Origin of the sequence: Mycobacterium sp. E3251 (assembly GCF_001666835.1) — a bacterium.
Lineage (GTDB): Bacteria > Actinomycetota > Actinomycetes > Mycobacteriales > Mycobacteriaceae > Mycobacterium.
The window spans coordinates 67,580-85,685 of sequence record NZ_LZJF01000141.1 but is presented as its reverse complement, the minus strand read 5'-3'; the positions used below and the strand labels follow the sequence as shown (position 1 = coordinate 85,685).

Genomic DNA, 18,106 nt, shown 5'->3' with positions numbered 1-18,106 from the left:
GGACCTCTATGACGGTCGATGTGTGGATGCAGCACCCGACTGCGCGGTTCCTGCGCAGCGACATGCTGGCATCCTTGCGGCGCTGGACCGGTGACTCCATACCGGATGCCGACGTCCCGATCGAGGCGAGCATCGCGAGCATGGACGCGGCCGATGTCCGCTTCGGCCTGCTCAGCGCGTGGCGCGGCCCCGGCGGCCAGGATTTGGTTTCCAACGACGAGGTCGCCGAGTGGATTCGCCTGCATCCGAACCGGTTTGGCGGGCTGGCCACCGTCGACCTCGATCGCCCGATGGAAGCGGTCCGTGAACTGAGGCGCCGTGTTCGAGAGGGATTCCTGGGCCTGCGGGTGGTGCCGTGGCTGTGGAACGCACCGCCCACCGACCGCCGCTACTACCCGCTGTTCGCCGAATGCGTGGACCTGGGCGTGCCGTTCTGCACCCAGGTGGGCCATACCGGTCCGCTGCGACCATCGGAGACCGGCCGCCCGATTCCCTACATCGACCAGGTCGCGCTCGACTTCCCCGAACTGGTGATCGTGTGCGGCCACGTCGGTTATCCGTGGACCGAGGAGATGGTCGCCGTCGCACGCAAGCATCCGAATGTCTACATCGACACGTCGGCCTACACGATCAAGCGACTTCCGGATGAGCTCGTCCGGTTCATGAAAACCGGTACCGGACAACGCAAGGTCTTGTTCGGCACCAACTATCCGATGATGACCCACACGCACGCCCTGGCGGGACTGGATGACCTCGGCCTGGCCGAGGAGGGCCGCCGAGACTTCCTGCACGGCAACGCCGAGCGCGTTTTCAAACTGGAGGCGATCACGTGAACGGTGCCCAGGCCCTGATCAACACCCTGGTCGACGGCGGCGTCGACGTGTGCTTCGCCAACCCGGGCACCTCGGAGATGCACTTCGTGGCCGCGCTGGACACCGTCCCGCGCATGCGCGGCGTGCTGGCGCTGTTCGAGGGAGTCGCAACCGGCGCGGCCGACGGCTATGCCCGCATCGCCGGCCGGCCGGCCGCAGTGCTGCTGCACCTGGGTCCCGGCCTGGGCAACGGCCTGGCGAACCTGCACAACGCCCGGCGTGCTCAGGTGCCGATGGTGGTGGTCGTCGGCGACCACGCCACGTATCACAAAAAGTACGACGCCCCACTGGAATCCGACATCGACGCGCTCGCCGGCACGGTCTCGGGGTGGGTGGGTCGCACCGAACACACCGCGGACGTCGCGTCCGACGCCGCCGAGGCGATCGCCGCCAGCCGCGCGGGCTCGCAGATTTCGACGCTGATCCTGCCCGCCGACGTGTCATGGTCGGACGGCGCGCAACCCTGCGGCACCGTGCCCGCGGAACCCGCGGGTGCCGAGCGGCGGTTGGGGTTCGAGGTGATCGAGGTGCTGCGCTCGGGAGAGCCGACGGTCGTCATGATCGGCGGTGACGCCACCCGCGGACCGGGCCTTGCGGCCGCCGCGCGGATCGCGCAGGCGACCGGCGCGCGGGTGTTGTGCGAGACGTTTCCGACTCGGCTGGAGCGCGGCGCGGGGGTCCCCGCCGTCGAGCGGCTGGCCTATTTCGCCGAGGCCGCAACCGCCCAACTCGGGGATGCCAAGCATCTGGTGCTGGCCGGCGCCAAGTCGCCGGTGTCGTTCTTCGCCTATCCGAACATGCCCAGTGACCTCGTCCCGGCCGGTTGCGAGGTGCATCTGCTCGCCGGGCACAGTGGTGCCGCCGAGGCGCTCGCCGCGGTGGCCGACGAGGTCGCGCCCGGAACGGCTGCCCCGGTGGCGGCGGCGGCGCGGCCGCCGCTGCCGACGGGCGCCCTGACGTCCGCATCGGCGGCCGACGTGATCGGCGCGCTGCTGCCGGAACGGGCGATCGTCGTCGACGAATCGAACACCTCCGGCGTGCTGCTGGCCCAGGCCACCGCGGGGGCGCCGGCCCATGACTGGCTGACGCTGACCGGCGGGGCGATCGGATACGGCATTCCGGCCGCCGTGGGCGCCGCGGTGGCCGCACCCGATCGTCCGGTGCTCTGCCTGGAATCCGACGGCTCGGCGATGTACACGATCTCCGGACTGTGGACTCAAGCGCGGGAAAACCTGAACGTGACGACCGTGATCTACGACAACAGCGCCTACGACATCCTCCGGATCGAGTTGGCTCGGGTGGGTGCCGGGTCGGCCCCCGGGCCGACGGCGCTGGACCTGCTGGACTTGTCGCGCCCCACAATGGATTTCGTCAAGCTCAGCGAGGGGATGGGCGTGCCCGCCCGCCGCGTCACCACCGCGGAGGAATTCGCCGACGCGCTGCGTCAAGCCTTGAGCGAACCCGGGCCGCACCTGATCGACGCCGTGGTGCCGTCAATAACGGGCTAACCCGGGAAGGCGGCTGAGGACCCACTCGGACATCGTGTTCATGACCTCGACGCCGGTCTCCAACACCCCGTCGTGGACCCGGGCCGCCAGCGCCACGCCCCACTGCCCCGATGGCGTGGGCACGATGCCGAACTGCCGCACCAGGTAGTCGCCGTGCATGCCGGGGCCCCAACCACCCTTGGCCGCAAGGCCTTTGGCGGCCAGCCCCCAGCGATGACCGCTGGTGAGGCGCTGCATCAGGTCGATGACGTCGGTCGAATCGGGGATCGACGGCAGCTCGGCCGCGAACCTTGCTTGCCGCTGCAGGGTCCACTGCGTCTGGCCGAAAGCCGTATACCCACGCCGAAGCCGACGAGATTCGACGACGGTGGCCGTGTCACCGCCCTCGGCGATCACACCCTGCACTCGCCGTGCCGCTTCCTCCGGATCGCCCAGGCGGGACCACAATTGCTCCGACGCGCGATTGTCGGATTCCGTGATGGCCTTGACCGCCAGGTCCTTGGCGTGCAACCAATCGGAGCGCAGCGCGGCGATCGCCAACGGCACCTTGATGGTCGACCACGCGACACCGGACCACCACCGACCCAGCGAGTAGGTGCGATCCGGCCGGGCGATCGCAATGCCGACGTCCGCCGGTACGGTGGCGGAAAGCTGGTCGAAGCTCGCTTCTAGCGCTGTCTCCAGAGGCCGGGAAGTCATGCGCTGATCGGACCAACCATCGCGTCTCCTTCGACGACATGTCTGTGCAATGTCGCATTATCGTCGATCGTCTGAACGCCCAGTGCGACAACGGTGCCGGCGCGTCGCTAGCTCGGCGGCAGCGGCGGCAGCGGGGGTGACTCCTCCTGCGGCGGCGGTTGCCACGGATCGGGCTCCGGCGTCTGCGGTGCCCATACCAGCGGCGGCGGGGGAGGCAGCGGAGGCGGCGGCGGCACAGGCTCGGCCGCGGCGAAACCGGCACCCAACCCGAGCGCGGCCGGACCCAGGGAGGCGAGAAGGGCCGACGCTGCGATCACCTTACGGAGTTTCATCACCCGCGGACGTTCCTCTCTGCCTCTGCGGCTGGATTCGCACCACCGGATCGTCGCAGTCGACACCCTGCGCTGCCAATTGGCGCTTGAGCACCTTGAAGGTCACCGTGCGCGGAAGTTCGGCGCTGACCCGGACGTAGGACGGCCACTGCTTGGGCCCCAGGTCGGGCTGCCCGGCCAGGAAGGCGCGGAACTTCTCGGCGTCGAACTCGGCCCCGGACGCCAACACCAAAGCGGCCATCACCTGGTCACCGACCACCGTATCCGGCACCGCGTAGACGGCCACCTCCGTCACGTCGGGGTGGCGTAGCAGCACCCGTTCGATCGGGGCGGCACCGAGGTTTTCACCGTCGACACGCATCCAATCGCCCAGCCGTCCCGCGAAGTACGCGTAGCCGGCGTCGTCGCGGTAGGCGAGGTCGCCGGTGTGGTAGACCCCCCCGGCCATCCGCTCGGCCTCGGCGGCCTCGTCGTTGTAGTAGCCCTCGAACCGGCCCGGTCCGGCGGTGTTCACCAGCTCCCCGACCACGCCGGCGGGGCAGGACGCGCCGGTGTCGGGGTCGACGATGTCCACGCCCTCGGGCAGCGGGCCCAGCGCGCCGTCCGGGGTGTCCGGGGTGCGCGCGATCGCCACCCCGCCTTCGGTGGAACCGAACCCGTCCTGGACTACGCAGCCGAACCGCCGTGCGAAGCGTTCGACATCGCGAGGCACGCCCTCGTTGCCGTACACCGCCCGCAGCGGATTGTCCGCATCGTCGGGCTTTTCAGGCGTGGCCAGCACGTACGACAGGGGCTTGCCGACGTAGTTGGCGTAGGTGGCGCCGAAGCGGCGGACATCGACCAGGAAGTTGGACGCGGAGAACTTGCGCCGCAACGCCAGTGAGCCCTGGCAGGCCACCGCCACCGCCCAGCCGACCAGCACCGCGTTGGAATGAAACAGCGGCATCGACACGTAGCAGACGTCATCGTGGCCGAGGTCGAAGCGCTGTGTCATCGTCACGCCCGCGATCGCGACCTTGCCGTGGCTGCACTTGACCGCCTTCGGCTCGCCACTGGTACCCGAGGTGAAGATCAGCATGAAAAGGTCTGCGGCCGTCGCCGATTGGAAGTGCGGCTCGGCACCGCGATGTGCGGCCACTTCGTCGGCCCACTCGGCGGAGTCGACGTTCACGTGGTCGATACCGCCAAGCGACTCGGCCGAGTTCGTGTCGGATAGCACCACTTGGCAGTCGGCATGGGCGATGTCGCGCGCCAGCGCGTCGCCGCGGCGCACCGGGTTGAGGCCCACCGGCACGATCCCGGACATGCCGGCCGCCGCCAGCATCGCCGAGAAGAACGGGGTGTTCTCCAGCAGCACGCCGACGTGCGGCGGTCTCGACGGGTCGAGACGGTCACGCAGGGCCGCCGCGATCGCGGCGCCGTGACGCAGGTGATCGCGCCAGCTGACGTACGAGTCTTCGAAATAGACGCCGCGGTCCTCGATCTCGACCAGCGGTACCAGCAGCCTGGTGACCGTGGGGTCAGGAGGAAGCACGAAACTAGGCAGGGGTTTCCGCCAGCTCGCGGCCGATCCGGCGCAGCTGGCCGGTGGCACCACCCAACGCGAATTCGGCCTCCTTGGCGGCCAGGAAGTAGCGGTGTACGGGGTGGTCGGTATCCACGCCGACGCCGCCGTGCACGTGCACGATGGTGTGCGCCACGCGGTGCCCGGCGTCGGCGGCCCAAAACGCGGCGCTGGCCACGTCGATGTCGGCGGGAACGTCCTCGGAGACCTTCCACGCCGCCTGGGTGAGCGTCAGCCGCAAGCCCTTGACGTCGATGTAGCCGTCGGCCAGCCGCTGCGACACCGCCTGGAAGCTACCGATCGGGCGGTCGAATTGCTCGCGCTCACGGGCGTATTCGGCGGTAAGCTGCAGCCCTCGTTCCAGCACTCCGAGCTGGAAGGCGCTGCGGCCCAGAGCAGCCAGCGTGTCGAGCCAGACAACAACCTCGGCGCCGCCGACCATCCGGGTGCCGTCCACCTCGGTCCCGTCCAGCGCCAGGTGCCCGACGCTGCCCAGGCCGGTGGTCTGCAACGCGGTCACCGAAACGCCGGGATCGCCGGCGGCGACGACGAAAACGGCCGTGCCGGAATCGGTCTCGGCCGGAACGAGGAAGGCGTCGGCCGCCGGCCCGAAGCCGACCTGGGTCCGGGTACCGGTGAGGCGATAACCGTTGCCGGCGCGGGTGGCCTGCACTGGACCCTCACCCATCTCGCCCAGCAGCGCGACGGCGATGATCTTCTCACCGCTGACCGCGGGGGCGGCCCAATCCTGTTGCAGCGCCTCGGTTCCGAAGCGGGCCAATGCACCGGCGCCCAGCATCACCGACTCCAGGTAAGGCACGGCCGCCAACTGGTGACCCAACGCCACCAGGATGGCGACCTGCTCGAGCACCCCGAATCCATCGCCGCCCACCGAGGTGGCCGAAGCGCTGGTGAGGATGCCGGCGTCGACGAGCTTGCCCCACAGCTCACGGTCGAACCGTTGGTCTAGCTTGTCGAGCTCACGCTGGTGTTCCGGTGTGCATACCGAATTCACGATCGTGTCGACCAGGCCGCCGAGATCGTTCGCCGCTTCGGTTGTCGAGAAGTCCATCGATGTTCGTCCTTAGGAAGAGGGGGCTCAGCGGTTTCGAGGCAGGCCCAGCGCGACCATGCCGATGATGTCGCGCTGCACTTCGTTGGTGCCGCCACCGAAGGTCAGGATCAAGCACGCGCGGTGCATCCGCTCGACCCGGCCGCGCAGCAGCGCGCCCGGCGAATCCTGGCGCACCGTCGCCGCGGTCCCCAGCACCTCCATCAGCAGCCGGTACGCCTCGGTGGCCAGTTCGGTGCCGTACACCTTGGCCGCCGACGCGTCGGCCGGCGACAAGGACTCGCTGTTGGACGACGCCAGTTCCCAGTTGATCAGCTTGAGGACCTCGGCCTTGGCGTGCACCCGGGCCAGGTTGATCTGCACCCACTCCGAGTCGATCAACCGGGCCCCGCCGGCATCCTTGGTGTTTTGCGCCCACTCGCGAACCTCGCGGAGCGCCAGGAAGATCGGTTGCGGCGAAACCAGAGCGACGCGTTCGTGGTTGAGCTGGTTGGTCACCAGCTTCCATCCGCCGTTCTCCTCACCGATCAGGTTGGTGACCGGGACTCGCACGTCGGAGTAATAGGTAGCGCTGGTGTCCACACCGGCCATGGTGTGCACGGGCGTCCAGGAGAACCCCTCGGCCGTCGTCGGGACGGTCAGCATGGAAATGCCGCGGTGCTTCTTGGCCTCGGGGTTGGTGCGGACGGCCAGCCAGACCCAGTCGGCGTAGGCGATCAGGCTGGTCCACATCTTCTGGCCGTTGATGACGTAGTCATCACCGTCGCGGACGGCGGTGGTCCGCAGGTTCGCCAGGTCCGTGCCGGCACCCGGCTCGGAGTAGCCGATGGAGAAGTGCAACTCACCGGCCGCGATCTTGGGGAGGAAAAATTTCTTCTGTTCCTCGGTGCCGAACGCCATGATGGTCGGCGCCACACTGTTGATGGTCAGGAACGGCACCGGCACCCCGGCGATCGCGGCCTCGTCGGTGAAGATCAGCGAGTCCATCGGCGAGCGGTCCTGACCGCCGTACTCTTTGGGCCAGTTCAGGGTCAGCCACCCGTCCTTGCCCATCTGCGCGACGGTGTCGCGGTAGGCGGTGCCGGTTCCCACCTCGCCCTGCGTCGAGTGCAGCGCCTCCCGCCGCTCGGGGGTCATCAGCGTGGTGAAGTACGACCGCAGCTCGCGACGCAGCTCCTCCTGTTCAGGGGTGTAACTGATGCGCATTCCAGCCGTCCTTTGTTAACGTGACACGCCTCGACTAGCCGACGTTACTCGGCCGAGAACTACCCGTTCGTCTTCCCGGTTGTAACACGTTCTAGTCTGAGATTCCAGCGGCCGTTTCCCCGGCGGTATCGGGGCCCTATGGTGGTCCTACATACTGATGGGGCATGTCCTCAGGTGAAGGCCAGGTGCAAGGAGGGTGCTGTGCGGGTGATCGTCGACCGTGACCGGTGTGAAGGTAATGCCGTGTGCATGGGAATCGCGCCGGATATCTTCGACCTGGACGACGACGATTACGCCGTCGTGAAGCTCGACCCCATTCCCGCCGATCAGGAGCAGTTGGCCGAGCAGGCGATTGCCGAATGCCCGCGAGCCGCGCTGTTGCGCGAAGACTGAAGTGCGTGACCCGAAACTAGAGGTATTCATAAATTGACTAGCAGCACGAACGCGACCGATCTCTCCGGAAAGGTCGCGGTGGTGACCGGTGCGGCCGCGGGACTGGGCCGCGCCGAAGCTCTCGGCCTCGCCCGGGCCGGCGCCACCGTCGTCGTCAACGACATCGCCGCCGCCCTCGATGCCTCAGACGTCATCGACGAGATCAACACCGCCGGCTCCAAGGCGGTCGCGGTGGCCGGCGACATCAGCGAGCGGGCAACCGCCGACGAGCTGGTCGCCCAGGCCGATGGTCTCGGTGGACTGGACATCGTGGTCAACAACGCGGGGATCACCCGCGACCGAATGCTGTTCAACATGTCCGACGAGGAATGGGACCTGGTGATCGCGGTGCACCTGCGCGGCCACTTCCTGCTCACCCGCAACGCGGCCACCTACTGGCGCTCCAAAGCAAAGGATGCCGGGGGAACCGTCTACGGCCGGCTGGTCAACACGGCGTCGGAGGCGGGGCTCGTCGGCCCGGTGGGTCAGGCCAACTACGGCGCCGCCAAGGCCGGCATCATCTCGCTCACCCTGACGGCCGCGCGGGCGCTCGGTCGGTACGGGGTGTGCGCCAACGCGATTTGCCCGCGCGCCCGTACCGCCATGACAGCCGACGTCTTCGGTGCCGCACCTGACGTCGAGGAGGGCGGGATCGACCCGCTGTCACCCGAGCACGTGGTCAGCCTGGTCAAGTTCTTGTCGTCGCCGGCGGCCGCGGAAGTCAACGGCCAGGTATTCATCGTCTACGGGCCGCGGGTGACATTGGTTGCGGCGCCGACCGCTGAGCATCAGTTCAGCGCCTCGGGGGAGGCTTGGGAGCCTGCGCAACTGAGTGCGACGCTGCAAGAGTACTTTGCTGGGCGGGATCCGGAGCGGAACTTTTCCGCGGTGGGGCTGATGGAGCAATAGCTGTGTGAGGTTACTTCGTGGGGGGGAATCAGCAGTAAGAACGTGTGTCAGTTTGGAATGTCATAAGCGCATCTGACCTGGCAAGTTAACGTTTCAGACAAGGAAATGCTGTTCATTGACAGCATTAACTTGTTCTGGGTTAATATGATCCGGCTCACACCGAGCCGCATGCGACGAGAGATACCGCTAAGGCGACGCATAGACTTCGCCGCGAGCAGCTGAGGGGGGTAGCCAAGTTGATGCAGCAGCTTGCCGTCCCCGCCCGTGCCGTCGGCGGGTTCTTCGAAATGATGATCGACACCGGCCGGCAGGCTTTCCGCCGGCCGTTCCAATTGGGCGAGTTCCTCGAACAGACGTGGATGATCGCGCGCGTGTCGCTGGTCCCGACGCTGCTGGTATCGATTCCATTCACTGTGCTGGTGGCGTTCACGCTGAATATCCTGCTCCGCGAAATCGGCGCCGCCGACTTGTCCGGCGCCGGAACGGCCTTCGGCACCATCACCCAGCTGGGTCCGGTGGTCACCGTGCTCGTCGTCGCGGGTGCCGGCGCCACCGCGATCTGCGCCGACCTCGGCGCGCGCACCATCCGCGAGGAGATCGACGCGATGCGGGTGCTGGGCATCGACCCGGTCCAGCGACTCGTGGTACCCCGCGTGCTGGCCTCCACTGTTGTTGCGCTTTTGCTCAACGGCTTGGTGTGCGCCATCGGCCTGTCCGGTGGTTATGTGTTCTCCGTCTTCCTGCAGGGTGTCAACCCGGGCGCCTTCATCAACGGACTGACCGTGCTGACCGGCCTGCGCGAGCTGGTGCTCGCCGAGGTCAAGGCGCTGCTGTTCGGAGTGATGGCCGGCCTGGTCGGCTGCTATCGCGGCCTGACCGTCAAGGGTGGCCCGAAGGGCGTCGGCAACGCGGTCAACGAAACCGTGGTCTACGCATTCATCTGTCTGTTCGTCATCAACGTGGTGATGACCGCCATCGGCGTACGAATCTCGGCGAAGTGAGTACTCGATGAGCTACGACGTCACCTACCGGCTGCGTAACCTCGCCTTCCGGCTGCAGGAGCCGATCGACGACTTCGGTGAGCAGGCGTTGTTCTACGGGCAGACCGTCCGGTACGTCCCGAATGCCCTCACCCGCTACCGCAAAGAGACGGTCCGGCTGATCGCCGAGATGACAATGGGCGCGGGGGCGCTCGTGATGATCGGCGGCACGGTGGGTGTCGCGGCCTTCCTCACCCTGGCCTCCGGCGGCGTCATCGCCGTGCAGGGGTATTCCTCGTTGGGCAACATCGGCATCGAGGCGCTGACCGGCTTCCTGTCGGCTTTTCTCAACGTCCGCGTGGTCGCGCCGGTGATCGCGGGCATCGCGCTGGCCGCCACCATCGGCGCCGGTGCCACCGCGCAATTGGGCGCCATGCGGGTGTCCGAGGAGATCGACGCGGTCGAATGCATGGCGGTGCACTCGGTGTCCTACCTGGTGTCGACCCGGCTGATCGCCGGACTCATCGCGATCATCCCGTTGTATTCACTGTCGGTACTGGCCGCGTTCTTCGCCGCCCGCTTCACCACGGTGTACATCAACGGACAATCCAAGGGTCTCTACGACCACTACTTCAACACCTTCCTGATCCCCTCGGACCTGCTGTGGTCGTTCCTGCAGGCGATCGTCATGTCCATCGCGGTGATGCTCGTCCATACCTATTACGGCTACAACGCCAGCGGCGGGCCGGTCGGCGTCGGCATCGCGGTCGGCCAGGCCGTGCGCACCTCGCTGATCGTCGTCGTCGTCATCACACTGTTCATCTCACTCGCCGTTTACGGCGCGTCCGGTAACTTCAACCTCTCCGGGTAAGAGGACCGCTTAAAGGAACATGGCAGACACAGGAACGCGACGTACCTCCGTCAGGCTGGCAGCCGTAGTGCTGGCCGGCCTGATACTGGCGTTCGCCGTCGTGACTTACCTTTCCTACACAGCGGCTTTCGCCTCGATCGACAAGGTCACGGTCTCGGCTCCCCGGGCCGGGCTGGTGATGGAGAAAGGCGCCAAGGTCAAATACCGGGGCATCCAGATCGGCAAGGTCGAGGCCATCGACTACTCCGATGACCAGGCGCGTCTGACGCTGGGCATCAACAGCGACGACATGCACTTCGTTCCCTCCAATGCGCCGGTGCATATCGCGGGTAACACCATATTCGGCGCCAAATCGGTGGAATTCCTTCCGCCGCAGAACCCTTCGCCGACCTCCCTACGTCCGAACGCCCACGTTGCGGCCTCTGCGGTGCAGCTGGAAGTCAACACCCTGTTCCAGTCGCTGATGGACCTGCTGCACAAGATCGACCCCGTCGAACTCAACGGCACTTTGAGCGCGCTGTCCGAGGGTCTGCGCGGTCACGGCGACGACTTCGGCGGTATCTTGTCTGGCCTGAACACATTGACACGCCAGGCAAACCCGAAGCTGCCTGCGCTGCAGGAGGATTTCCGCAAGGCCGCCGTCGTCACCAACATCTACGCCGACGCCGCTCCGGATCTCAACACCATCTTCGACAACCTTCCGACGATCAACAAGACCGTCGTCGACCAGCAGAACAACCTCAACGACACCTTGCTGGCCACGATCGGCCTGGCCAACAACGCTTATGAGACGTTGGCTCCGGCCGAACAGGACTTCATCGACGCCATCAACCGGCTGCGGGCCCCACTGAAGGTGGCCGCTGATTATTCACCCGAATTCGGCTGCCTGTTCGCCGGCATCGAGCGCGGTATCAAGGAGTTCGCCCCACTGCTCGGTGTCCGCAAAGCGGGCCTGTTCACGTCCTCGAGCTTCGTCCTCGGCGCGCCGTCGTACACGTTCCCCGAGTCCCTGCCGATCGTCAACGCCTCAGGTGGGCCGAACTGCCGTGGGCTGCCGGACATTCCGACGAAACAGACCGGTGGGTCGTTCTTCCGGTCACCGTTCCTGGTCACCGACAACGCGAACATTCCGTACGAGCCGTTCACCGAACTGCAGTTCGACGCGCCCTCGACGCTTCAGTTCTTGTTCCACGGCGCCTTCGCGGAACGGGACGACTTCTGATGGCCGCGGGGGAGATGCCGACGCACCGCTCGATGATGATCAAGGTCAGCATCTTCACGGTGGCCATGCTGCTCGTATCCGCGGGCTTGGTGGTGATCTTCGGTGACTTCCGGTTCGGTCCCGAAAGCACTTATCACGCAACGTTTACCGATGTGTCCCGGTTGAAGGCGGGCCAGAAGGTGCGCATCGCCGGTGTTCCGGTCGGTGCGGTGTCCGGCGTAAAGCTCAACCCCGACAACACCATCGACGTGTCGTTCGGTCTCGACAATCGTTACACGCTTTATTCCTCGACGCGCGCGGTGATTCGCTACGAAAACCTGGTCGGCGACCGGTATCTGGAGATCACCTCGGGACCGGGGGAGCTGCGGAAGCTGCCGCCGGGCGGCACGATCAACGCCCAACACACCCAGCCTGCACTGGATCTCGACGCGCTGCTGGGTGGGCTTCGCCCGGTGCTCAAGGGTCTGGACGCGGACAAGGTCAACACGATCAGCAGCGCGGTCATCGAGTTGTTGCAGGGCCAGGGCGGCGCGTTGTCCAACGTGCTGGCCGACACGAGCGCGTTCTCGTCGGCATTGGGCCAGCGCGACCAACTGATCGGTGACGTGATCAACAACCTCAACACGGTGCTCAAGACCGTCGATGAGCGCAGCGCCCAATTCTCGACCAGCGTCGACCAGTTGCAGCAACTGATCAGCGGGCTGGCCAAGAACAAGGACGACATCGCGGGCGCCATTCCGCCGCTGGCGTCGACGACGACGGATCTGACCGAGCTACTGCAGAATTCGCGCCGGCCGCTGCAGGGCATCCTGGAGAACACCCGGCCGCTGGCGACCGAACTGGACAACCGCAAGGCCGAGGTAAACAACGACGTCGAGCAGCTGGGCGAGGATTATCTGCGGCTGGCCGCGCTGGGTGCCTACGGCTCGTTCTTCAACATTTACTTCTGCTCGGTGACGATCAAGATCAACGGCCCCGCGGGAAGCGACATCCTGCTGCCCCTCGGTGGCCAGGTGGATCCCAGCAAGGGGAGGTGCGCTTTTGCCAAGTAACGCCAAGCGTGAGCGCGATCCGCTGCGCACAGGCATCTTCGGGGTGGTGCTGGTCGTGTGTGTTGTGCTCATCGCATTCGGCTACGCGGCATTACCGTTCTGGCCGCAGGGAAAGATCTACGACGCCTATTTCTCTGACGCCGGCGGCATCAATCCCGGTAACGCGGTGTACGTCTCTGGCCTCAAGGTAGGCAAGGTGACGTCGGTCGGCCTGGCCGGAGACAGCGCCAAGATCAGCTTCAGCGTGGATCGCCATGTCGCCGTTGGAGATCAGTCACTGGCCGCGATCCGCACCGACACCATCCTCGGGGAGCGCTCCATCGCCGTGAGCCCGGCCGGGAGCGGCAGGTCGACCACGATCCCGCTCAGCCGCACGACCACGCCGTACACACTCGCCGGCGCGCTGGAGGATCTGGGTCAAAACGCCAACAACCTGAACAAGCCTCAGTTCGAGCAGGCGTTGAACGTCTTGACCGACACGCTGCACGACGCCACCCCCGAGCTGCGCGGTGCGCTCGACGGTGTGACGACGCTGTCGCGAACGCTGAACCGGCGCGACGAGGCGCTGCAAAGCCTTCTCGCACATGCGAAGTCGGTGACGGGCGTGCTGTCCCAGCGCGCCGACCAGGTCAACAAGCTGGTCGACGACGGTAACGAGTTGTTCGCCGCGCTCGACGAGCGGCGAGCCGCCCTGGGGCGGCTGATCTCGGGAATCCAGGGACTCTCCGCGCAGATCTCCGGCTTCGTCGCCGACAACCGCAAGGAGTTCGGGCCGTCGCTGAGCAAGCTCAACGACGTGCTGAGCAATCTCAACGAGCGCCGCGACTACATCACCGAGGCCCTCAAACGGCTGCCGACCTACGCGACCGAGTTGGGCGAGGTCGTGGGTTCCGGACCGGGATTCAACGTCAACGTCTACGGGGTGATCCCCGCGCCGCTGCTCGCGACGATGTTCGACTTCTTCTACCAGCCCGGGAAGATGCCGGCCAGCTTGGCCGATTACCTGCGCGGGCTGATCCAGGAGCGTTGGATCATTAGGCCGAAGTCGCCATGATGCGGCGGATCGCCGGCAGCCGGGGGCTGCGCTACACCACCGCCATCGCGCTCATTGCGGTGTTGGTGGGTGGCGTTTATGTGCTGTCGTCGACCGGCAATACGCGCAGCATCGTCGGTTACTTCACGTCCGCCGTCGGTCTCTATCCCGGCGACCAGGTCCGCGTCCTGGGCGTTCCGGTGGGGCACATCGACACCATCGAGCCGCGGCCCTCCGATGTCAAGATCACCATGTCGGTGTCCAAGGACGTGAAGATCCCGAAGGACGCCAAGGCCATCATCATGTCGCCGAACCTGGTGGCGGCGCGGTTCATTCAGATGACGCCGGCTTACACCGGTGGCCCGGTGCTGGCCGACGGCGCGAGCATTGGCCTGGAACATACCGGGGTCCCGGTGGAGTGGGACGAGGTCAAAGAGTCGCTGACGCAACTGGCCGTGCAGCTCGGGCCCACCACGGGGTCGATGCAGGGGCCGTTGGGCCGGGCGATCAACCAGGCCGCGGACACGTTCAACGGCAACGGCGAGTCGTTTCACAACGCGTTGCGCGAACTCTCCCAAGCCGCCGGGCGGCTGGGGGATTCACGCAGTGACATCTTCGGCACGGTCAAGAATCTTCAGGTTCTGGTCAACGCGCTGTCGGCCAGCAACGAACAGATCGTCCAGTTCGCCGGGAACGTCGCCTCGGTCTCCCAGGTGCTCGCCGACAGCTCACGTCACCTCGACAACACCCTGGGCACCCTCAACAAGGCGCTCTCCGACATCCGGGGATTCCTGCACGAGAACAACTCGACCATCATCGATACGGTCAACAACCTCAACGACTTCGCCAAGACGCTGAGCGACCAGAGCGAGAACATCGAGCAGGTGCTGCACGTGGCGGGCCCCGGCATCGCAAATTTCTACAACATCTACGACCCGGCGCAGGGCACGCTCAACGGCCTGCTCTCGATACCGGAATTCGCCAACCCCGTGCAGTTCATCTGCGGTGGGTCCTTCGAGACGGCCGCCGGACCGCGCGCCCCCGACTACTTCAAGCGCGCCGAGCTCTGCCGTGAGCGGCTAGGACCGGTGCTGCGCAGGCTCACCGTCAATTACCCGCCGATCATGTTCCACCCGCTGAACACGATTACGGCCTACAAGGGTCAGATCATCTACGACACCCCGGAAACCCAGGCCAAGTCGGCGACCCCGGTCCCCGATCTCACCTGGATCCCGGCCAATGGTGCCAAGACGCCGCCCGCCGCCCAGAACCCGGCGGACCTGCAGGCGTTGCTGGTCCCGCCGGCTCCGCAGACCGGCCCGGCCCCCGGCCCCGCGCCGGCCTTGGGTAATGCCGGTCCGGCCCCCGGCCCCGCCCCGGGGAGCGCTTTCGGGCCGCTCCCGGGCCCCGCGCCGGGCCAGGCGCCGGTGGCGCCTACCGATCAAGGGGGCGGCTGAGTGAACCGAATATGGTTGCGCGGCAGCGCTTTAGCTGCGGGAAGCGCTCTGCTGGCCGGCTGTCAATTCAACGGTCTGAACTCGCTGGCGATGCCCGGCACGGCGGGCCATGGCGGGGGCGCCTACTCGATCACCGTCGATCTGCCCGACGTGGCGACCCTGCCGCAGAACTCTCCGGTCATGGTTGACGACGTCACCGTCGGCAGCGTCTCGGGCATTCAAGCCGTGCAGCGGTCCGATGGATCGTTCTTCGCGGCAGTGAAATTGTCACTGGACAAGCATGTTTCGCTGCCCGCCAATGCGACAGCGACCGTCGCCCAGACATCGCTGCTGGGTTCGATGCACATCGACCTGGCGCGCCCCAAGGGCAAGCCGGCCGTCGGCAAACTGACCGACGGGTCCAAAATCTCCGAGTCCAACACCGGCCGCTATCCCACCACCGAGGAGGTGCTGTCGGCCCTCGGCGTCGTGGTGAACAAGGGCAACGTCGGTGCCCTGGAAGAGATCACCGACGAGACCTATCAGGCCGTCGCGGGTCGGCAAGACCAGTTCGTCGACCTGGTGCCGCGGCTGGCGGAACTGACCGCCGGACTCAACCGGCAAGTCAACGACATCATCGATGCGGTCGACGGCCTGAACCGATTTTCGGCGAGCCTGGCGCGCGATAAGGACAACCTGGGCCGGGCGCTGGACACACTGCCCGACGCGATTCGGGTGCTCAACAAGAACCGCGACCATATCGTCGAGGCGTTCTCCGCGCTCAAGAAGCTGGCGACGGTGACCTCGCATGTGCTGGCGAAAACCAAGGTGGACTTCGCCGCCGACCTCAAAGACCTCTACGCCGCATCCAAGGCGCTCGCCGACAACCGGAAGAACTTCGTCACGTCGCTTCAGCTCTTGCTGACGTTCCCCTTCCCCAACTTCGGCATCAAGAATGCGGTGCGCGGTGACTACCTCAACGTGTTCACCACCTTCGACCTCACGCTGCGCCGGCTCGGTGAAACCTTCTTCACCACGGCGTATTTCGACCCGAACATGGCCCACATGAACGAGATCCTGAATCCGCCCGACTTTTTGGTCGGTGAAATGGCCAACCTGTCCGGACAGGCGGCCGACCCGTTCAAGATTCCGCCTGGCACCGGTTCAGGACAGTAGGGGGCGGGCGCAGATGCACGACAGGCTAACCAGGATCCAGCTGTGGATATTCGCGGTGATCACCGCCGTCACACTGACTGTGATGGCGATGTTCTACCTGCGGCTGCCTGCGACGTTCGGCCTCGGAACCTACGCGGGGACGGCCGATTTCGTCGCCGGCGGTGGCTTGTACAAGAACGCCAACGTCACCTACCGCGGCGTCGCCGTCGGCCGGGTGGAATCGGTGGGACTCAATCCCAATGGCGTCACCGCCGAGATGCGGCTGAACAGCGGCACGCCCATCCCTTCGAATGTCACCGCCACCGTCAAGAGCGTGTCGGCCGTCGGTGAGCAATACATCGACCTGGTGCCACCGAGCTCACCGGCGGGGACCAAGCTGCACAACGGGTTTCGGATCGAGCGGCAAAACACCCGGATCGGTCAGGACGTCGCCGACCTGTTGAAACGCGCGGAGGCCCTGACCAACAGCTTGGGCGACACCCGTTTGCGCGAGGTTTTGCACGAGACGTTCATCGCGGCCAACGGGTCCGGACCCGAGCTGGCCCGGTTGTTCGAGTCCGCCCGGCTGCTGGTGGACGAGGCAAACGCGAACTACCCGCAGGCCTCACAGCTGATTGACCAGGCCGGCCCGTTCCTGCAGTCTCAGATTCGCGCCGGCGCCGACATCAAATCGCTGTCCGACGGGCTCGCGCGGTTCACCTCCGAGGTGCGCCAGGCCGACCCGCAGCTGCGCGACACGCTGGCTACCGCCCCGGGCGCGACCGACGAAGCCAGCACCGCGTTCTCCGGCATCCGCCCGTCCTTCCCGACACTGGCCGCCAGCCTGGCCAACCTGGGTCGGGTGGGCGTTATCTACCACAAGTCGATAGAGCAGCTGCTGGTCGTGCTGCCGGCGCTGTTCGCCGCGATCACGACGGCGGCCGGCGGCGCACCGCAGGACGAAGGCGCCAAGCTGGACTTCAAGCTGGACCTCAACGACCCGCCGCCGTGCGCCGTCGGCTTCCTGCCCCCGCCGTTGATGCGCACGCCGGCCGACGAGACGGTGCGCGAGCTGCCGCGGGACATGTACTGCAAGGTGGCTCAGAACGATCCGAGCACCGTGCGGGGCGCGCGCAACTATCCGTGCCAGGAATTCCCCGGCAAACGGGCGCCGACCGTTCAGCTCTGCCGTGACCCCAAGGGCTACGTTCCCATCGGCCGCAACCCGTGGCGTGGTCCGCCCGTGCCGTACGACACCCCGATGACCAACGGGCTGAACGTGTTGCCGCCCAACAAGTTCCCCTACATCCCGCCGGATGCCGAACCCGACCCGGGCACGCCGATCGTCGGGCCGCCTCCGCCCGGGGTGGCGCCGGGGCCGGGCCCGTTGCCGAACAAGCAGCCGGCATACGATCCGCCGCCGCCCAACGACAACGGGCCGCCACCGCCGTTCACGTCGTGGCAGCCGCCCGGCGTTCCGCCCGTGCCACCGCAGCTGCCATATCCCAAGTGGCTGCCGCCGCCGGCTCCGCCAGTAGGGATCAATCCCCCGCCGGCGGGCCCGGGACCTGAGAAGCCGTGGGGGCCGCCACCTGGTCCGCAGCCGCAGGCCAGTGGGCCCGCATATGCCACCTATGACGAGAAGACGGGCGCATTTAGGGACCCGGCCGGTGGCACTGGTATTTTCGCGGCCGGTGCTAGCGGCGTGTCCAGCGCCGAGAATTGGGTGGACCTGATGCTTGATCCGAGGCCGATGTAGTGGC

17 protein-coding genes are annotated in these 18,106 nt (G+C 66.5%); 12 read left to right on the top strand and 5 right to left on the bottom strand.

Going from position 1 to position 18,106, the window contains the following annotated elements:
- Nucleotides 1-8 precede the first annotated feature (8 nt).
- Nucleotides 9-833 carry an amidohydrolase family protein gene (locus tag A5697_RS17180; RefSeq protein ID WP_068011466.1) on the top strand — a complete coding sequence of 275 codons (825 nt, stop codon included), beginning with the start codon at nucleotides 9-11 and terminating at the stop codon, nucleotides 831-833.
- Nucleotides 830-2,380, top strand: coding sequence for an acetolactate synthase large subunit (locus tag A5697_RS17175; protein WP_068011465.1), 1,551 nt, complete (start codon nucleotides 830-832; stop codon nucleotides 2,378-2,380). Before A5697_RS17180 ends, A5697_RS17175 begins: the two co-directional genes overlap by 4 nt.
- Here the strand turns inward: A5697_RS17175 and A5697_RS17170 are convergent.
- From A5697_RS17170 to A5697_RS17155, 5 genes are all read right to left on the bottom strand, one after another.
- A complete protein-coding gene (locus A5697_RS17170) occupies nucleotides 2,366-3,079 on the bottom strand; it encodes a serine hydrolase (RefSeq protein WP_067946137.1) in 714 nt (237 codons plus the stop codon). The genes A5697_RS17175 and A5697_RS17170 overlap by 15 nt on opposite strands.
- A gap of 107 nt (nucleotides 3,080-3,186) precedes the next feature.
- On the bottom strand, nucleotides 3,187-3,396 hold the full coding sequence (locus A5697_RS27295) for a hypothetical protein (protein WP_231972094.1): 210 nt from the start codon (nucleotides 3,394-3,396) through the stop codon (nucleotides 3,187-3,189).
- Between the two features lies 1 nt (nucleotide 3,397).
- The gene (gene fadD17, locus A5697_RS17165; RefSeq protein WP_068011464.1) at nucleotides 3,398-4,945 is read right to left on the bottom strand and encodes a long-chain-fatty-acid--CoA ligase FadD17; all 1,548 of its coding nucleotides are present in this window, start codon (nucleotides 4,943-4,945) and stop codon (nucleotides 3,398-3,400) included.
- A 4-nt stretch (nucleotides 4,946-4,949) separates the two neighbouring features.
- A complete protein-coding gene (locus A5697_RS17160; protein ID WP_067946133.1) occupies nucleotides 4,950-6,047 on the bottom strand; it encodes an acyl-CoA dehydrogenase family protein in 1,098 nt (365 codons plus the stop codon).
- A gap of 27 nt (nucleotides 6,048-6,074) precedes the next feature.
- A complete protein-coding gene (locus A5697_RS17155; protein ID WP_068011463.1) occupies nucleotides 6,075-7,253 on the bottom strand; it encodes an acyl-CoA dehydrogenase in 1,179 nt (392 codons plus the stop codon).
- Between the two features lie 201 nt (nucleotides 7,254-7,454).
- Here A5697_RS17155 and A5697_RS17150 point away from each other — a divergent pair, with 201 nt between their 5' ends.
- The 10 genes from A5697_RS17150 (at nucleotide 7,455) to A5697_RS17105 (ending at nucleotide 18,102) form a co-directional block, all read left to right on the top strand.
- On the top strand, nucleotides 7,455-7,646 hold the full coding sequence (locus A5697_RS17150) for a ferredoxin (protein ID WP_066955960.1): 192 nt from the start codon (nucleotides 7,455-7,457) through the stop codon (nucleotides 7,644-7,646).
- 33 nt (nucleotides 7,647-7,679) lie between these two features.
- The gene (locus A5697_RS17145) at nucleotides 7,680-8,594 is read left to right on the top strand and encodes a 3-oxoacyl-ACP reductase (RefSeq protein ID WP_067946129.1); all 915 of its coding nucleotides are present in this window, start codon (nucleotides 7,680-7,682) and stop codon (nucleotides 8,592-8,594) included.
- Nucleotides 8,595-8,830: 236 nt separating this feature from the next.
- Nucleotides 8,831-9,595, top strand: coding sequence for an ABC transporter permease (locus tag A5697_RS17140; RefSeq protein ID WP_067946127.1), 765 nt, complete (start codon nucleotides 8,831-8,833; stop codon nucleotides 9,593-9,595).
- A gap of 7 nt (nucleotides 9,596-9,602) precedes the next feature.
- Entirely contained in the window at nucleotides 9,603-10,445 is an 843-nt protein-coding gene (locus A5697_RS17135) for an ABC transporter permease (RefSeq protein ID WP_066955180.1), read from the top strand.
- 19 nt (nucleotides 10,446-10,464) lie between these two features.
- Nucleotides 10,465-11,667, top strand: a complete 1,203-nt coding sequence (locus tag A5697_RS17130) for a virulence factor Mce family protein (protein ID WP_068011462.1) — start codon at nucleotides 10,465-10,467, stop codon at nucleotides 11,665-11,667.
- A complete protein-coding gene (locus tag A5697_RS17125; RefSeq protein WP_067946122.1) occupies nucleotides 11,667-12,719 on the top strand; it encodes a virulence factor Mce family protein in 1,053 nt (350 codons plus the stop codon). Before A5697_RS17130 ends, A5697_RS17125 begins: the two co-directional genes overlap by 1 nt.
- On the top strand, nucleotides 12,709-13,773 hold the full coding sequence (locus A5697_RS17120; protein ID WP_067946120.1) for a virulence factor Mce family protein: 1,065 nt from the start codon (nucleotides 12,709-12,711) through the stop codon (nucleotides 13,771-13,773). Before A5697_RS17125 ends, A5697_RS17120 begins: the two co-directional genes overlap by 11 nt.
- The gene (locus A5697_RS17115; RefSeq protein ID WP_068011461.1) at nucleotides 13,770-15,209 is read left to right on the top strand and encodes a virulence factor Mce family protein; all 1,440 of its coding nucleotides are present in this window, start codon (nucleotides 13,770-13,772) and stop codon (nucleotides 15,207-15,209) included. The genes A5697_RS17120 and A5697_RS17115 overlap by 4 nt, the downstream gene beginning before the upstream one ends.
- Nucleotides 15,210-16,364 carry an MCE family protein gene (locus tag A5697_RS17110; protein ID WP_067946117.1) on the top strand — a complete coding sequence of 385 codons (1,155 nt, stop codon included), beginning with the start codon at nucleotides 15,210-15,212 and terminating at the stop codon, nucleotides 16,362-16,364.
- Nucleotides 16,365-16,377: 13 nt separating this feature from the next.
- Nucleotides 16,378-18,102, top strand: a complete 1,725-nt coding sequence (locus A5697_RS17105; RefSeq protein ID WP_068011460.1) for a virulence factor Mce family protein — start codon at nucleotides 16,378-16,380, stop codon at nucleotides 18,100-18,102.
- The last annotated feature ends 4 nt before the right edge of the window (nucleotides 18,103-18,106 follow it).